Source organism: Variovorax sp. 05N34 (genome assembly GCF_056397405.1).
The window spans coordinates 326290-341030 of record NZ_JBFTNI010000003.1 but is presented as its reverse complement, the minus strand read 5'-3'; the positions used below and the strand labels follow the sequence as shown (position 1 = coordinate 341030).

Sequence of the window (14741 nt, the reverse complement as noted above, 5' to 3'; positions counted from 1 at the left end):
GGGATAAAAATAAAAACGAAAAAAACGGCGAATGAATGAGGATTTGGCGGAGATTGTGAAACAGCCCGCGGGCGGCGCCGTTGCCGCGTGTGACAACCGGGTGATTTAAAGTGCCGCGTTCAGTCCCACAGCCACGAATCCGTACCATGACCACCCTCGGCACACCTCTTTCTCCCACCGCCACCCGCGTGATGCTTCTCGGCTCCGGTGAGCTCGGCAAGGAGGTCCTGATCGCACTCCAGCGCCTGGGCGTCGAAACCATCGCCGTCGACCGCTATGAGAACGCGCCGGGCCAGCAGGTTGCGCACCACGCGCGCACCATCACCATGAGCGACCCGGCGCAACTCAAGGCGCTGATCGAGGCTGAGAAGCCGCAGCTCGTCGTGCCAGAAATCGAGGCCATTGCCACCCCGATGCTGCAGGAGCTGGAAGACGCAGGCGTGGTGCGCGTGATCCCCACCGCGCGCGCAGCACGCCTCACCATGGACCGCGAAGGCATCCGGCGCCTCGCCGCCGAGACGCTCGCCGTGCCGACCAGTCCCTACAAGTTCTGCGATTCACTGGCCGAACTGCAGGCGGCCATCGATGAAGGCATCGGCTATCCCTGCATCGTCAAACCCGTGATGAGCAGCTCCGGCAAGGGCCAGAGCAAGATCGACGGCCCCGCGGACGTGCAGAAGGCCTGGGACTACGCCATGGCCGGCGGCCGTGTGAGCCACGGCCGGGTGATCGTCGAAGGCTTCATCGATTTCGACTACGAGATCACGCTGCTCACCGTGCGGGCCGTCGACGCCACAGGCGCCGTGCAGACGCACTTCTGCGACCCGATCGGCCATGTGCAGGTGAGCGGCGACTACGTCGAGAGCTGGCAGCCGCATCCGATGGCTCCTGCGGCGCTGAAGAAGGCGCAGGACATCGCCCGGGCCGTCACGTCAGATCTCGGCGGACAAGGGCTCTTCGGCGTCGAGCTGTTCGTCAAGGGCGAGCAAGTCTGGTTCAGCGAAGTCAGCCCCCGACCGCACGACACCGGCATGGTCACCATGACGACCCAGTGGCAGAACGAGTTCGAACTGCACGCCCGCGCAATCCTCGGGCTGCCGGTCGACACCACGCTCAAGAGCCCCGGTGCCAGCGCGGTGATCTACGGCGGCGTCGCTGCCACCGGAATCGCGTTCGACGGTGTCGCTCATGCGCTGGCGGTGCCGGGCACCGATGTGCGCCTCTTCGGCAAACCCGAGAGCTTCGTCAAGCGCCGCATGGGCGTTGCGCTCGCGCACGCGGCAGACATCGACACCGCGCGCCGCAATGCCAAGGAAGCCGCCTCGCGCATCAAGCCTCGCCAAGCCTGATTCACTTCACCTCATCGGAGACCTTCATGCTGCATCCTCAAGCCAAGGCTTTCATCGAGTTGCTCGCAAGCAAGGGCGTGCCGCCGACGCACACGCTGACGGTCGCGGACGCGCGCAAGTTCTATCGCGAGCGCCGCGCCATCACCCAGCCTGCGCCGCCCGATGTTGCCGAAGTACGGGATTTCAGCGGGGAAGGCCCGGGCGGACCGATTCCGATGCGCCTCTATAGGCCGTTGGGCTCAAGGGGTGACAGCAGGCTGCCGGTGCTCGTCTACTACCACGGCGGTGGATGGACGATCGGTGACCTCGAGACGCACGACACGCTGTGCCGCGAGTTGGCCAATCAGTCGGCCTGCGCAGTCGTCGCGGTGGATTACCGGATGGGACCGGAGCATCGATTTCCGGCCGCTGTGGACGACGTGCTCTCCGCCACGCGATGGGTGCGCAAGGAAGCGGCGGCACTCGGTGTGGACGCCAGCCGTCTGGCGGTTGGCGGCGACAGCGCCGGCGGCAACCTGGCAGCGGTGGTTGCCATCGCCGCTCGCGATGCGGGCGACCTGCCCGTTGCATTTCAGTTGCTGATCTACCCGGCCACCGACATGCGGTGCGTCCATCCCTCGCACACCACCAATGGCCAGGGGTACGTGCTGACCAGCGACACGATCGCGTACTTTCATGACCACTACATCACCGACGCCAAGGACGATACCGACTGGCGTGCCTCTCCGCTGCTGCACAAAGAACTTCGAGGACTGCCGCCAGCGCTGGTGCTCACCGCGGGCTATGACCCGTTGCGCGACGAAGGCGCGGCCTACGCCGAAGCGTTGACCGAAGCGGGCAATTCCGCCGTCTACGTTTGCTTCGAGCGGCAGATCCACGGCTTCGTCCTCATGGGCAAGATCCTCGATGAAGCGAACACTGCGGTCGCGCTCTGTGCGGCCGAGTTGCGCCGGGTGCTCCGGCCGTAAGGGAAAGTCCCCGCACCGGTGAGCGCGCCGGGATTCGTGCCGCCGCTACGATGCGTCTCAAAGGTTCGAAGGACCGAACGATCAAAGGAGATGCCACTTGACCAGCAGGCCATCGACGTCGGGCGCACCGAACGGCCACAGCGGCGGCGAGCGTCTCATGTGGCTCTCGACGCATCGGGTGTTCTATGCCGGCCTGCTGGGCGCTGCCGCGGAGCGCAGCCTCGGCGGTCACGGAATCTACGTCGCACCCAACGATGCGCCGCTGCGAATCCGCATCGGCGGCGGCGCTTGGCAAAGTGGTGAACTGCTCGTGGTCCCGCCCCAGGTGCCGCACCAGGTCACGACCGATCAACGGCTGGTCCTCAATCTGCTGATCGAATCCGAATCCGTCGACCCTTCGCGCTTGCCTGGGTTTCTGCAGCATTGCGGGCCGGTGAATGCGCCGGCCTTCGTGCTGCGGGTGCGCGAAGCGCACGCCCGGTTGCTCGCCGCTTCGGGCAGCGGGTGCTTCGACGGATTCGAGTTCGATGAACTCTTCTTCGATCAGCCGCTGGTGCCGCGGACCATTGACGCGCGCATTCGCGCCGTGATCGATCGCATCAATGCCGACCCTGCGGCTCAGGCTTCGGCAGAACAATGCGCTGCTGCCGTGAAGCTGTCGTTCTCGCGCTTCCTGCATCTGTTCAAGCAGGAAACCGGCGTGACCTTCCGCGCCTTTCGTGCCTGGAAGCGGGCGCGCAGCCTGCTTCGCCATGTGCGGCAGGCAGGCACGCTGACTGACATCGCCCTCGACGCGGGCTATCCGGATTCGACCCACTTCAGCCATTCGATTCGGCAGGTGTACGGTCTTCGACCGAGCGACATCCTGGCCGGGTCGCGGCGGCTCGCGGTTTACCAGTGAGAGCTTGACTAACCACTCCGCCCAAGGGCAAAGGGGGTCTCATGGCTGACAGTGACAAGGTGTTCTCGGGTTCCATCCCGATGTTCTACGACACGCTGATGGTCCCGTTGATCTTCCAGGCTTACGCGTCGGACACGGCGGAGCTTGTCGCCCGCTTTTCACCTACTGAGGTGCTTGAGACCGCGGCTGGCAGTGGCGTGGTCACGCGGGCGCTTGCGCCGAGACTCGGTGCCGACGCACGCTACGTGGTGACTGACCTCAACCAGCCGATGCTCGACTACGCCGCGACTCGGCAGGGATCCGATGGCCGAATCGAATGGCGACAGGCCGACGCGCTCCACCTGCCTTTCGAGGATGCCGCGTTCGACGTCGTTTGCTGCCAGTTCGGAGCGATGTTTTTTCCCGACCGGGTGGCCGGCTATGCCGAGGCGCGCCGCGTACTGAAGTCAGGCGGGCGCTTTGTCTTCAGCGTCTGGGACCGCATCGAAGAGAACGCCTTTGCCGATGAAGTCACTCAGGCAGCCGCTGCGGCGTTCCCTCACGACCCTCCGCGGTTCCTTGCCCGCACGCCGCATGGCTACCACGACGTCGCACTGATCCGCGACGAACTGGCCCGCGCAGGGTTCGCGCACATCGACATCGAGACTCACGAGAAGGTGAGCCGTGCCCCGTCGGCGCGCGACGCCGCCTCCGCCTACTGCCAGGGAACGCCGCTGCGCAACGAGATCGAGGCGCGCGATGCCAGCCTGCTTCAGCGGGTGACAGACCGCGCGGCCGAGATGATCGCCAGCCGCCATGGAGAAGGGGAAGTGGCGGGCAAGATCCAGGCGCATGTGATCGTGGCGGCGGGATAGCGACGGCACGCATTTCGGTGAGCCCACCATGAAACTGCTCCTTCGCGTCTACTCGGCGATCCATGCGTTCATGGCTTTCCTGTTTGCCATGACAGCCTTGATGCTGATCGCGATCGCCGCGCGCGTGACCTGGGCGGCCTTTGCCGAGGGACTGGAGCCCGCGGCGGCCGAGACCATCATCGAGGCGATGGGCCTGCTGGCGGCGGCCGTGGTCGCCTTGCAGATCTCCCAGACCATCGCCGAGGAAGAGGTCGTCCGCGACGCCCACATCAGCGCCCCGACCCGCGTGCGAAGGTTTCTTTCGCGCTTCATGGTCGTGATCGTGGTCGCTGTGGCGGTCGAAGGGCTGGTGGGGACCTTCAAGGCCCGAGAGGCGCCGGAACTCCTTCTCTACGCGGCCGCGACGCTGTGCTCGGTCGGGGTGATCCTGATCGGCTGGGGTGTTTTCATCCGGCTCAACCGCTCGGCGGAAGAGCTGGAGCCCGAAGCCATGGCCGAAGCGAAAAAGGAAGACGAGAAGCTGAAGTAGCGGCTTTTGCGATTGGCACAATGCATGCACAATTTGCGGCCCACTCTCAAGGAGACATGAGTTGACCAGCAAAAACACCATTTGTCTGTGGTACGACCGGGACGCCGTCGATGCCGCGAATTTCTACGCGCAAACATTTCCTGACAGCTCCGTGGGCGCCATTCATCGCGCGCCGGGCGACTACCCGGACGGCAAGGAAGGCAATGTGCTGATTGTCGAGTTCACTGTCGCAGGCATCCCCTGCATCGGCTTGAACGGCGGCCCGATCTTCAAGCACAACGAGGCGTTCTCTTTCCAGATCGCGACCGACGACCAGGCCGAGACCGATCGCCTGTGGAACGCGATCGTCAGCAATGGCGGCAAAGAGAGCGACTGCGGCTGGTGCAAGGACCGCTGGGGACTGTCATGGCAGATCACACCGCGCATCCTCTTGGCCGCAATGGCCGACCCTGATCGCGCGGCGGCCAAGCGCGCCTTCGACGCAATGATGACGATGCAAAAGATCGACGTCGCCGCGATCGAGGCGGCTTGGCGTGGTCACTGAATCACCTTGTCCGCCCGATTCAGCACGGCCTGCGGCACCCTGAAGCCGATGCGGTTCGCCGTCTTCAGGTTCACGATCAGCTCGAACTTCGTCGGCTGCTCGATCGGCAAGTCGGCGGGCTTGGCGCCCTTGAGTATTCGATCGACGTACCGAGCCCCGTCCTTGCCTTCATTGCCGTAGCCGGGACCGTAGGCCATGAGGCAGCCGTTCTCGGCGTAGTCTCCACGCGCGCAGATCGAGGGCAGTCCGTTCTCGATGGCCAGTTCCGCGATCAGCTTCTGGTTGGAGTTGGCCACTGGGTTCAGCGTGACCCATACCGCATCGGCACGCGCCGCCACCGCTTGCTTGAACGCTGCCACGTAGCTGTCGGGGCTGCTGGTTTGCATCGAATAGAGCTGCAGGCCCAGCTTCTCCGCAGGCACCTGGCTAGCTTCCCACTGAGGGACGGAGCCCGGCGCGTCCGGGTCCCAGAGCACCGCCACCCGCACGATGCGCGGATCGGACTCCTTGAGAAGCTCCAGCCGCTTGCCCGTGAGGATGGCCGCCACGTTCGTGACGCCGGTGCTGTTGCCGCCGGGGCGTGCCAGGCTCTCGGCCAGTCCGGTGGCGACGGGGTCGGTCACGCCCATGAAGACGATCGGCACGGTCGAAGTCGTCCGCTTCGCTGCCTGCGCGGCGTTCGTCGTCACAGTGACCAGCACGTCGACCTTCATGCGCACCAGGTCGGCGGCGAGGGCGGGAAGGCGCTGCAGGTCCTGACTCTCGTGCCGGTAGTCGATCAGGATGTTCTGTCCTTCGACATAGCCGAGATTGCGGAGACCCTGGCGAAATGCCTCCAGGCGCGGCGCGTCCGCCGTCGCCGAAACGGCCGCCAGATAGCCAATGTGCGGCATCTTCTTCGTCTGCTGCGCTTGCGCGAAAGAACCAGCGAGCGCCAGCGCAGCGCAGAGAAGAAGCGAGCCCAACTTACTGCGCATCAGAAGTCTCCTCATCGACCGGCCCCCGCCGGGAAATGATTCTGCGCCACCGACTGTGCCGCGCGCGAGGTGGCGGGGTCGGCCAATAGGCCTACCCGTCCTGCCGTCTTCCCACTGTTGGATGGGCGATGTCCAATGGAACGGCCATGCCCATCCCGGATTCGTCCCCCGCTTCGCTCTCGGGCGAACTCGCGCCGGCGACCCCGGGTCGGCGCTTCACGATGTTTTCGCCTGCATCGCGAGACATTCATCGCGGGCGTCTGTTTCGCAAGTACCTGCTGCTGATTTTTTCGCTGGTCACCAGTGTGCTGCTGGCGTCGAGCGCGATCGGTCTTTACTTTTCGTATCAGGAGAGCAAGGCGGCCCTGGCCAGCGTGCAGCACGAAAAGGCCCTGGGTGCGGCTTCGCGGATCGCGCAGTATGTGGACCAGATTTCGCAGCAACTGGCGTACGCGTCGTTGGCGCAGCTCGATGCGTCGGACCTGGAATCGCGGCGCACGGAGTTCTGGCGTCTGATGCGGCAGGCACCCGAGGTGACCGACATCGCGCAGCTCGATCCAATGGGCCGCGAGCAGATCTCTGTATCGCGGCTGGGCATGGACGTCCTGGGTTCAGGCAAGGATCGGTCGCCGGAGGCGCCCTTCCGCGATGCCCTGGCGGACGCGACCTGGTTCGGGCCCGTGTACTTCAACCGCGACACCGAGCCCTACATGGCGGTCGCCATACGCGCCGGTGGCCAGAAGGGGCCGGTCACCGTGGCCGAGCTGAACCTCAAGTTCATCTGGGAAGTGGTCTCGCGCATCCAGATCGGCCAGAAAGGCAAGGCCTACGTCGTCGACAGCAATGGTCTGCTCGTGGCCGACCCTGACATCGGCCTGGTGCTGCGCAAGACCCGTCTTTCGTCCTTGCCGCACGTGCAGGCGGCCGCGGCCGATGTTGCACAGAAAGAAGAAGCGATGGTCTCGCGCGATCTTCAAGGCGCGACGGTGTTGACTTCGGTGGCGCCAATCCCGTCATTGGGCTGGAAGGTCTTCGTCGAACAACCGATTGGCGAGGTGTACGCCAAGCTGAACGCATCGATCCTGCGCACTGCCTTGCTGCTGCTGGCCGGCCTGGCGATTTCCGCGCTGGCCGCATCGGCGTTGGCTCGAAGCATGGTGCAGCCGATTCGCACGCTCGCAAGGGGCGCGCGCCGCATCGGCCAGGGGGACTTGAACCAGAAGATCGTCGTGGACACAGGCGACGAACTCGAAGGGCTCGCGCAGCAGTTCAATCGCATGTCGGCGCAGCTGCGCGAGTCGTACGGCGAACTCGAACGCAAAGTCGAGCAGCGCACTGCCGAACTGACCGCGTCGCTCGAATACCAGACCGCCACGGCGGAGATCCTCAGGGTCATCAGCCGATCGCCGACGGATCTGCAACCCGTGCTGTGGGCGGTCGCTGAGCGCTCGGCGGTGCTCTGCAGGGCGCATGGCTGCAGGGTGTGGCTGCCCGAAGGCGACCACCTGCGGTCGATGACGGGCTACCAGGGCGTCAACGATGGCACTGCCACCGGCCGCGACGAAATCCTGCCGCAGACCCGCGGGTCCGTGGTGGGGCGCGCATTTGTCGAACGGCGCACAGTGCATGTCGACGACGTTTCGAAGCTCGTGCATTCCGAATACCCGGAGTCGCGAGATCCTCAATCGCGACACCAATTTCGCACCGTGCTCGGTGTTCCGATGGTGCGAGAGGGTGCCTCCTTCGGCATCATCGCGGTGGTGCGACGAGAGGTACGGCCGTTTTCGGATGCGGAGATTCGGCTCGTGGAAACCTTTGCCGACCAGGCGGTGATCGCCATCCAGAATGCGCGCCTCTTCCAGGAGATCGAGGACAAGAGCCGCCAACTGCAGATTGCCAACCAGCACAAGTCGGAATTCCTCGCCAACATGTCGCACGAGTTGCGCACGCCCTTGAACGCGATCATCGGTTTCTCCGAAGTGCTGACCGAGCGGATGTGCGGCGAACTCAACGACAAGCAGATGGAGTATTTGAGGGACATCCACTCGTCGGGCCAGCACCTTCTGACCTTGATCAATGACGTGCTGGATCTCTCGAAGGTCGAAGCGGGCCGCATGGAGCTCGACCTCAGTTGCTTCGACTTCGGCTCGCTGCTCGAAAACGCGTTGACGCTCGTGCGCGAGCACGCCCAGCGCAATGGCCTTTCGATTGCACTGGACGTCGGGGAGGGCCTGAGCGAGTGGATCGCCGATGCGCGCAAGGTCAAGCAGATCGTGGTCAACCTGTTGTCGAACGCGGTGAAGTTCACACCCGCCGGTGGACACGTGAGCCTGACGGCGCGGCGCATGGAAGGCTTCGACGGCGCAGTGGTCGAGCTGAGCGTGGCGGACACCGGCGTGGGCATCGCACCCGAAGACCAGGCTGTGGTGTTCGATGAGTTCAGGCAGGTGGGCGTCGACTATCTGCGCAAGGCGGAGGGCACCGGCCTGGGCTTGTCGCTCGCCCGTCGGTTCGCGGAATTGCACGGCGGGACCCTCACGGTCCAAAGCCGCATCGGAGAAGGTTCGACCTTCACGCTGGTTCTGCCGCTGCAGATACTGGAGACTGTGGAATGAGCGCGCACATCCTCGTCGTCGACGACCTGGCGACCAACGTCAGGCTGCTCTCGGACATCCTCACCGCCCGCGGCTATCGCACCAGCACGGCCGCATCGGGCGAAGAAGCGCTGGCCCGCATCGCCGCCGACGCGCCGGACCTCGTGCTGCTCGACGTGATGATGCCGGGCATGAACGGCTACGACGTCTGTCGCGCCATTCGCGCCGATCCGGCGCTTGGCGTCCTGCCCGTGGTGTTGGTGACGGCGCTGAATCCGGAGCAGGAGCGCATGAACGGCCTGAACGCCGGCGCTGACGATTTCCTCGGCAAGCCCATCAACCAGGCGGAGCTGCTGGCTCGCGTGCGATCGCTCTTGCGCGTGAAGACCCTGTACGACGAGGTGCAGCGGCAGAGGGCCGAACTGCAGGCATGGAACACCACGCTGGAGCAGCGCGTCGCCGAAAGCGTGCGGCAGCTCGACCGCGTGGGGCAACTCAAGCGCTTCTTCTCGCCGCAGTTGGCGGAGGCCATTCTTGCCGGCGGTGCCGACGATCCGCTGAAGAGCCATCGGCGCGAGATCACGGTGGTGTTTCTTGATTTGCGCGGTTTCACCGCTTTCACCGAGACTGCGGACCCTGAAGAAGTGATGGCGGTCCTTGCGCAGTACCACGCCGCAATGGGGCGCCTGGTGCTTGCGCACGAGGGCACTCTGGAGCGCTTCTCCGGCGACGGGATGATGATCTTCTTCAACGATCCTCAGCCGGTTGCCGATGCACCCGTTCGCGCATTGCGCATGGCGTTGCAGATGCAGCAGGAACTGGCCGTGCTGAGCGTGCAGTGGCGCCGGCGCGGTTACGACCTGCACATGGGCATCGGCATTGCACAGGGCTTCGCGACGCTCGGCGGCATCGGCTTCGATGGGCGAATCGACTACGGCGCGATCGGCACGGTGACCAATCTTGCGGCGCGGCTCTGTTCGGAGGCCGCGGCCGGGGAAATCCTCATCTCGCAACGCGTGCAAGGCGTGTTGCATGAGATGTCCCCGAACCCCGACTGGTCGACCGAGCAGGCGGGCGAACTCGAACTCAAGGGCTTTCAGCGCAAGGTGCCCGCCTGGCGGGTGCTGCCCGGCGCATGATCACTGCGCCGGGGCCTCGTCGTCTCGCGCCTCGTCACTCTTCCACGAAGGCTTCTTCCCGCTTGGCCTTGATCGATGGCAGCAGGACGATCCCCAGCAGCAGGCAGGCTGCCGCCAGCAGCCCGGCGGACAACGGGCGCGTGATGAATACGCTCCAGTCGCCGCGCGACAGCAGCAGTGCGCGCCGCAGGTTCTCTTCCATCATGGGCCCCAGGATGAAGCCCAGCAGCAGTGGGGCCGGCTCGGTGCGCAGCTTCAGGAAGAGATAGCCGATGAAGCCAAAGGCCGCGACCATCCACACGTCGAAGGTGTTGTTGTTGGTCGAGTAAACGCCAATCGCACAGAACAGCACGATCGCCGGGAACAGGAACTTGTAAGGCACCGTCAGCAGCTTGATCCACATGCCGATGAGCGGCAGGTTCAGGATGATCAGCATTGCATTGCCGATCCACATCGAGGCGATCAGGCCCCAGAAGAGCTCGGGGTTGCTGGTCATCACCTGCGGGCCGGGCTGAATGTTGTGGATGGTCATGGCGCCGACCATCAGCGCCATCACGGCGTTGGGCGGAATGCCCAGCGTGAGCAGCGGAATGAAGGAAGTCTGCGCGCCGGCGTTGTTGGCCGACTCGGGCGCGGCCACACCGCGGATGTTGCCCTTGCCAAAAGGCACTTCGCCGGGTTTGCCGCGCATCTTTTTTTCGAGCGCATACGAAGCGAATGACGCCAGCAACGCACCGCCGCCGGGCAGGATGCCAAGCGCCGAACCCAGGGCGGTGCCGCGCAATACAGCGGGCGCCATGTCCTTGAAGTCCTGCTTGGTGGGCCACAGGCCCTTGACCTCGGACGTGAACACTTCGCGTTCGTCATCAGGCTGCGAAAGATTGCCGATGATTTCGCCATAGCCGAAGACACCCATGGCAATCACCACGAAGCCGATGCCGTCGGTCAGTTCGGGGATGTCGAAGCTGAAGCGTGCGACGCCCGAGTTCACGTCGGTGCCGACGATGCCGAGCAGCAGCCCCAGCACGATCATCGCGACTGCCTTGAGCAGCGAACCCGAAGCCAGCACCACGGCGCCGATCAGGCCCAGCACCATCAGCGAGAAGTACTCTGCCGGGCCGAACTTGAAGGCCAGCTCGGTCAGCGGCGGCGCGAAGGCCGCCAGGATCAGCGTGCCGACGCAGCCTGCAAAGAACGAGCCCAGTCCCGCGGCGGCAAGTGCCGGACCCGCGCGACCTTGCCGCGCCATCTGGTAGCCGTCGATACAGGTCACTACTGAAGATGATTCGCCCGGCAGGTTGACCAGGATCGCGGTGGTCGATCCGCCGTATTGCGCGCCGTAGTAGATGCCGGCCAGCATGATCAGCGCCGACACGGGCGGCAGCGCGTAGGTCGCCGGCAACAGCATCGCGATGGTCGCGACCGGCCCGATCCCCGGCAGCACGCCAATCAGCGTGCCCAGGATGCAGCCGACGAGGCAATAGAGCAGGTTGGTGAGGGTGAACGCAACGCCGAAGCCGGTTGCAAGGTTTTGAATCAGATCCATGGTGGTCTCCTCAGCCCGAAACGAAGGTGGGCCAGACCTGGATCTGCAGCTTGAGCGCCCAAATGAAGGCGATGTAGCTGCCCACGGCAAGGATGGTCGAAAGAACGAGCACGTCGCGCAACTTGAAATGCGCGCCTGCGAGGCTGGAGATGATGGTCAGCGCGTAGATCGCGAGGATCATTCCCATGGCGGGTACGCCGATGCTGGGCAGTCCGCCGAGCAGCACGCCGAACGCGAGATTGGCCGCCAGCACGAAGAAGAGCGGCTTCCACGCCCACTTGCCGATGGGGTCGCCGTCGACCGTCTCGACCACCAGCGACTGGAACATCACCGCCGCGCCGAGGACTGCCAGCAGGATTCCGAGCATGAGGGGAAAGTAGCCGGGCCCCATCCGGGCGCCGTTGCCGACGGTGTAGGAGGTCGCGCCAATGGCGAAGGCCGCTCCTATGGCTGTGAACATGACTCCTGAAAAGAAGTCTGCCTGACTCTTGACGCGCATGTCTCGCTCCTCGGTTTTGTGGAGCGAGGGTCGTCCCGCGTGCCTGACTCCTGGCTGACCAGGGCTGTACGGACTTCCACGTACCAGCCGGCCACCCAGGCGCTCAGCCGCCTCGGCGCAGCGGCTTCAGCAGACCCTTGAGGCCGTTGTGATCGATCTCGTGCATCAGCGCCAGGAGCCTGCCGATCTCGCCCTTGGGAAAGCCCTCGCGGGCGAACCAGGTGAGATAGTTGCCGGGCAGGTCCGCGATCACCCGGCCCTTGTACTTGCCGAAGGGCATCTCCAGCGTGACGAGTCGTTCGAGGTCTTCAGGGCTCATCTTTGCGCCTCGTGCCGATGCTGTTCCAATTCACCATGTCTTTCAATTCCCTGGGACTCGATCCCGCCCTGGTGCGTGCCGCCACCGACAAGGGCTATGCGGCGCCCACGGCCATTCAACTCGAAGCCATTCCGCCCATCCTGCAGGGGCGCGACCTGCTGGGCGCGGCTCGCACCGGCTCCGGCAAGACCGCGGCATTCTCGCTGCCCCTGCTCCAGCGGCTCGCCGCCGAGCCGCGCCAGACGCCCCGGCGGCTGCGCGCGTTGATTCTGGTGCCCACGCGCGAGCTGGCTGCACAGGTGGGCGAATCCATGCGCGGGCTCGCGCAGCATCTGCCCGTGCCGTTGAAGATTGCGGTCGCCTTCGGCGGCGTGTCGATCAACCCGCAGATGATGGCGCTGCGCGGCGGCGCCGACATCATGATCGCCACGCCGGGGCGCTTGCTCGATCTCATCGATCATCGCGCGCTCAGGCTGTCGACGGTGTCGATGCTGGTGCTCGACGAAGCCGATCGCCTGTTCGACCTTGGCTTCGCCGAAGAGCTGAATCGCATCCTCGCGCTGTTGCCCGAACGGCGCCAGAACCTGCTTTTCTCGGCAACCTTTCCGCAGGCGATCCAGTCGCTGGCTGAAGCGTTGCTGCGCAATCCGGTCCGCGTGGAGGTCGCCTCCGAAGCGGCGGAGGAACCCACGATCCAGCAGCGCGCGATCGAAGTCGACGCCAGCCGGCGCACGCAGTTGTTGCGGCAACTGATCGAAAAGAGTGGATGGCCGCGCGTGCTGGTCTTCGTTGCCACCAAGCATGCTTCGGAGATCGTCGCCGACAAGCTGCGCAAGGCGGGCGTCGACGCCGAGCCTTTTCATGGCTTGCTGAGCCAGGGCAAGCGCACGCAGGTGCTGACCGACTTCAAGGCTTCGAAGGTGAAGGCGGTCATTGCCACCGATCTCGCGGCCCGTGGCATCGACGTGGTCCAGTTGCCGGTCGTCGTGAACTACGACCTGCCGCGCTCGGCTGTCGACTACGTCCACCGCATCGGGCGCACGGGCCGCGCCGGGGCGAGCGGGCTGGCCGTGAGCTTCGTCAGCGCCGACACTGAGGCGCACTTCCGGCTCATCGAAAAGCGCCAGGGCCTGAACGTGCCGCGCGAGCGGGTCGCAGGCTTCGAGCCCGTGGAGACGGCGACGCCGGCCGCACCCGCTTCGAATGCGGGCGGCATCAAGGGAAAGCGGCCGAGCAAAAAGGACAAGCTGCGCGCCGCCGCGCGCTGAATTCACTCGCCCGCGCCGCCGTTTCGCTCAATCCTGCGGCGGCTTCTTCGCGATGCCCATCGTCTTGGCGAGGATGCCGAGCATGACCTCGTCCGCACCACCACCGATCGAGGCCAGCCGGCCGTCGCGATACAGGCGCGACACCCGGTTTTCCCAGGTGAAGCCCATGCCGCCCCAGAACTGCAGGCAGGTGTCCGCCACCTCGCGCGTGAGCCGGCCGCATTTGAGCTTGGCCATCGACGCGAGTTCGGTCACATCCTGGCCCTGCACGTGCAGATCGCAGGCGCGATAGGTGAGCGCCCGCAGCGCCTCGACCTCGGTCTTGAGTTCGGCCAGCTTGAACTGCACCCACTGCTGGTCGGCCAGCGTGCCCCCGAACAGTTTTCGCTGCTGCGCCCATTCGATGGTCTGGGCGATGCAATCGTCCAGCGGTTCCAGCGAGCTGGCGGCGCACCACAGGCGCTCTTCCTGGAACTGCTGCATCTGGTAGACGAAGCCCTGGCCTTCCTCGCCGATGCGATTGCTTTGCGGCACGCGCACGTTGTCGAAATAGATGAGCCCGGTGTCGCTCGAATGCATGCCGATCTTGCGGATCTTCCGGGCTTTCTCGATGCCGGGGCTGTCCATCGGAACCATCACGAGCGATTTGTTCCGATGCACCGGCCCATCGCCGGTGTTGACCAGCATGCACATCCAGTCGGCTTGCAGGCTGTTGGTAATCCACATCTTCTGGCCGGTGATCAGGTAGTCGCCGCCGTCCTTGCGTGCATGCGTCTTCAGGCCGGCGACGTCGCTGCCGGCCCCGGGCTCGCTGACGCCGATGCAGCCCACCGTTTCGCCTGCGATGGCCGGCGCCAGGAATTCGCGCCGCAGTGCGTCGCTGCCGAAGCGGGCGAGCGCGGGCGTGCACATGTCGGTCTGCACGCCGATGGCCATCGGCACGCCGCCGCAGCTCACGTGGCCCAAGGCTTCGGCCATTGCCATCGCATACGAATAGTCGAGCCCCGAGCCGCCGTACGCCTCCGGCTTGTTGAGGCCGAGCAGCCCGAGCGCCGCCAGCTTCCTGAAGATCTCGTGCGCCGGAAAGCTCTCGGCCTCTTCCCATTCATCGACGTGCGGATTGATCTCCTCGTCGATGAAACGGCGCATCGTCCTCTGGATTTCGAGATGCTCGTGCGTGTATTGCATGGCGCAGACTGTAGGCGGCGCGCGGAAAGGCTGCTTGCGGGAAGTGGCTACCGGATGAGCCCGGGG

The 14741-nt window shown here is 65.0% G+C and carries 14 protein-coding genes; 9 read left to right on the top strand and 5 right to left on the bottom strand.

What is annotated here, in order from left to right; all coding sequences use genetic code 11:
• Positions 1-146 precede the first annotated feature (146 nt).
• From purT to AC1DMA_RS10595, 6 genes are all read left to right on the top strand, one after another.
• Complete coding sequence (purT, locus tag AC1DMA_RS10620) at positions 147-1349, top strand: formate-dependent phosphoribosylglycinamide formyltransferase (protein ID WP_478144153.1); 1203 nt, start codon at positions 147-149, stop codon at positions 1347-1349.
• Between the two features lie 26 nt (positions 1350-1375).
• The gene (locus AC1DMA_RS10615; protein ID WP_478144152.1) at positions 1376-2317 is read left to right on the top strand and encodes an alpha/beta hydrolase; all 942 of its coding nucleotides are present in this window, start codon (positions 1376-1378) and stop codon (positions 2315-2317) included.
• A 157-nt stretch (positions 2318-2474) separates the two neighbouring features.
• Positions 2475-3218: a helix-turn-helix domain-containing protein gene (locus AC1DMA_RS10610; protein WP_478144302.1), complete on the top strand. Its 744-nt coding sequence runs from the start codon at positions 2475-2477 to the stop codon at positions 3216-3218.
• A 41-nt stretch (positions 3219-3259) separates the two neighbouring features.
• Positions 3260-4072 carry a class I SAM-dependent methyltransferase gene (locus AC1DMA_RS10605; RefSeq protein WP_478144151.1) on the top strand — a complete coding sequence of 271 codons (813 nt, stop codon included), beginning with the start codon at positions 3260-3262 and terminating at the stop codon, positions 4070-4072.
• Between the two features lie 28 nt (positions 4073-4100).
• On the top strand, positions 4101-4601 hold the full coding sequence (locus AC1DMA_RS10600) for a hypothetical protein (protein ID WP_478144150.1): 501 nt from the start codon (positions 4101-4103) through the stop codon (positions 4599-4601).
• Positions 4602-4662: 61 nt separating this feature from the next.
• Positions 4663-5145 (top strand): VOC family protein, encoded by a 483-nt coding sequence (locus tag AC1DMA_RS10595; RefSeq protein ID WP_478144149.1) that lies wholly within the window; start codon positions 4663-4665, stop codon positions 5143-5145.
• Here the strand turns inward: AC1DMA_RS10595 and AC1DMA_RS10590 are convergent.
• On the bottom strand, positions 5139-6122 hold the full coding sequence (locus tag AC1DMA_RS10590) for an ABC transporter substrate-binding protein (protein WP_478144148.1): 984 nt from the start codon (positions 6120-6122) through the stop codon (positions 5139-5141). The two genes, AC1DMA_RS10595 and AC1DMA_RS10590, sit on opposite strands and share 7 nt — an antisense overlap.
• A gap of 146 nt (positions 6123-6268) precedes the next feature.
• Here AC1DMA_RS10590 and AC1DMA_RS10585 point away from each other — a divergent pair, with 146 nt between their 5' ends.
• Entirely contained in the window at positions 6269-8737 is a 2469-nt protein-coding gene (locus tag AC1DMA_RS10585) for a sensor histidine kinase (RefSeq protein WP_478144147.1), read from the top strand.
• The gene (locus tag AC1DMA_RS10580; protein ID WP_478125020.1) at positions 8734-9855 is read left to right on the top strand and encodes an adenylate/guanylate cyclase domain-containing protein; all 1122 of its coding nucleotides are present in this window, start codon (positions 8734-8736) and stop codon (positions 9853-9855) included. Before AC1DMA_RS10585 ends, AC1DMA_RS10580 begins: the two co-directional genes overlap by 4 nt.
• A gap of 34 nt (positions 9856-9889) precedes the next feature.
• Here AC1DMA_RS10580 and AC1DMA_RS10575 read toward each other — a convergent pair whose 3' ends face one another.
• The 3 genes from AC1DMA_RS10575 to AC1DMA_RS10565 all read right to left on the bottom strand — a co-directional run bounded on the left by AC1DMA_RS10575 (position 9890) and on the right by AC1DMA_RS10565 (position 12219).
• Positions 9890-11401 (bottom strand): tripartite tricarboxylate transporter permease, encoded by a 1512-nt coding sequence (locus tag AC1DMA_RS10575; protein WP_478125019.1) that lies wholly within the window; start codon positions 11399-11401, stop codon positions 9890-9892.
• Positions 11402-11411: 10 nt separating this feature from the next.
• A complete protein-coding gene (locus AC1DMA_RS10570; protein WP_478125018.1) occupies positions 11412-11900 on the bottom strand; it encodes a tripartite tricarboxylate transporter TctB family protein in 489 nt (162 codons plus the stop codon).
• 103 nt (positions 11901-12003) lie between these two features.
• Positions 12004-12219 carry a DUF3820 family protein gene (locus tag AC1DMA_RS10565; protein ID WP_478125017.1) on the bottom strand — a complete coding sequence of 72 codons (216 nt, stop codon included), beginning with the start codon at positions 12217-12219 and terminating at the stop codon, positions 12004-12006.
• A gap of 35 nt (positions 12220-12254) precedes the next feature.
• On the opposite strand from AC1DMA_RS10565, the gene AC1DMA_RS10560 reads away from it, so the two are divergent.
• Complete coding sequence (locus tag AC1DMA_RS10560) at positions 12255-13487, top strand: DEAD/DEAH box helicase (protein ID WP_478144146.1); 1233 nt, start codon at positions 12255-12257, stop codon at positions 13485-13487.
• Positions 13488-13514: 27 nt separating this feature from the next.
• On the opposite strand, the gene AC1DMA_RS10555 is transcribed toward AC1DMA_RS10560, so the two are convergent.
• Positions 13515-14675: an acyl-CoA dehydrogenase family protein gene (locus tag AC1DMA_RS10555; RefSeq protein WP_478144145.1), complete on the bottom strand. Its 1161-nt coding sequence runs from the start codon at positions 14673-14675 to the stop codon at positions 13515-13517.
• Positions 14676-14741: the final 66 nt, after the last annotated feature.

Bases quoted from the DNA above. Each gene is read 5' to 3' on its own strand.
- purT (WP_478144153.1), top strand. From the start codon at position 147: ATGACCACCCTCGGCACACCTCTTTCTCCCACCGCCACCCGCGTGATG.
- AC1DMA_RS10615 (WP_478144152.1), top strand. From the start codon at position 1,376: ATGCTGCATCCTCAAGCCAAGGCTTTCATCGAGTTGCTCGCAAGCAAG.
- AC1DMA_RS10610 (WP_478144302.1), top strand. From the start codon at position 2,475: ATGTGGCTCTCGACGCATCGGGTGTTCTATGCCGGCCTGCTGGGCGCT.
- AC1DMA_RS10605 (WP_478144151.1), top strand. From the start codon at position 3,260: ATGGCTGACAGTGACAAGGTGTTCTCGGGTTCCATCCCGATGTTCTAC.
- AC1DMA_RS10600 (WP_478144150.1), top strand. From the start codon at position 4,101: ATGAAACTGCTCCTTCGCGTCTACTCGGCGATCCATGCGTTCATGGCT.
- AC1DMA_RS10590 (WP_478144148.1), bottom strand. From the start codon at position 6,122: ATGCGCAGTAAGTTGGGCTCGCTTCTTCTCTGCGCTGCGCTGGCGCTC.
- AC1DMA_RS10585 (WP_478144147.1), top strand. From the start codon at position 6,269: ATGCCCATCCCGGATTCGTCCCCCGCTTCGCTCTCGGGCGAACTCGCG.
- AC1DMA_RS10580 (WP_478125020.1), top strand. From the start codon at position 8,734: ATGAGCGCGCACATCCTCGTCGTCGACGACCTGGCGACCAACGTCAGG.
- AC1DMA_RS10575 (WP_478125019.1), bottom strand. From the start codon at position 11,401: ATGGATCTGATTCAAAACCTTGCAACCGGCTTCGGCGTTGCGTTCACC.
- AC1DMA_RS10570 (WP_478125018.1), bottom strand. From the start codon at position 11,900: ATGCGCGTCAAGAGTCAGGCAGACTTCTTTTCAGGAGTCATGTTCACA.
- AC1DMA_RS10565 (WP_478125017.1), bottom strand. From the start codon at position 12,219: ATGAGCCCTGAAGACCTCGAACGACTCGTCACGCTGGAGATGCCCTTC.
- AC1DMA_RS10560 (WP_478144146.1), top strand. From the start codon at position 12,255: ATGTCTTTCAATTCCCTGGGACTCGATCCCGCCCTGGTGCGTGCCGCC.
- AC1DMA_RS10555 (WP_478144145.1), bottom strand. From the start codon at position 14,675: ATGCAATACACGCACGAGCATCTCGAAATCCAGAGGACGATGCGCCGT.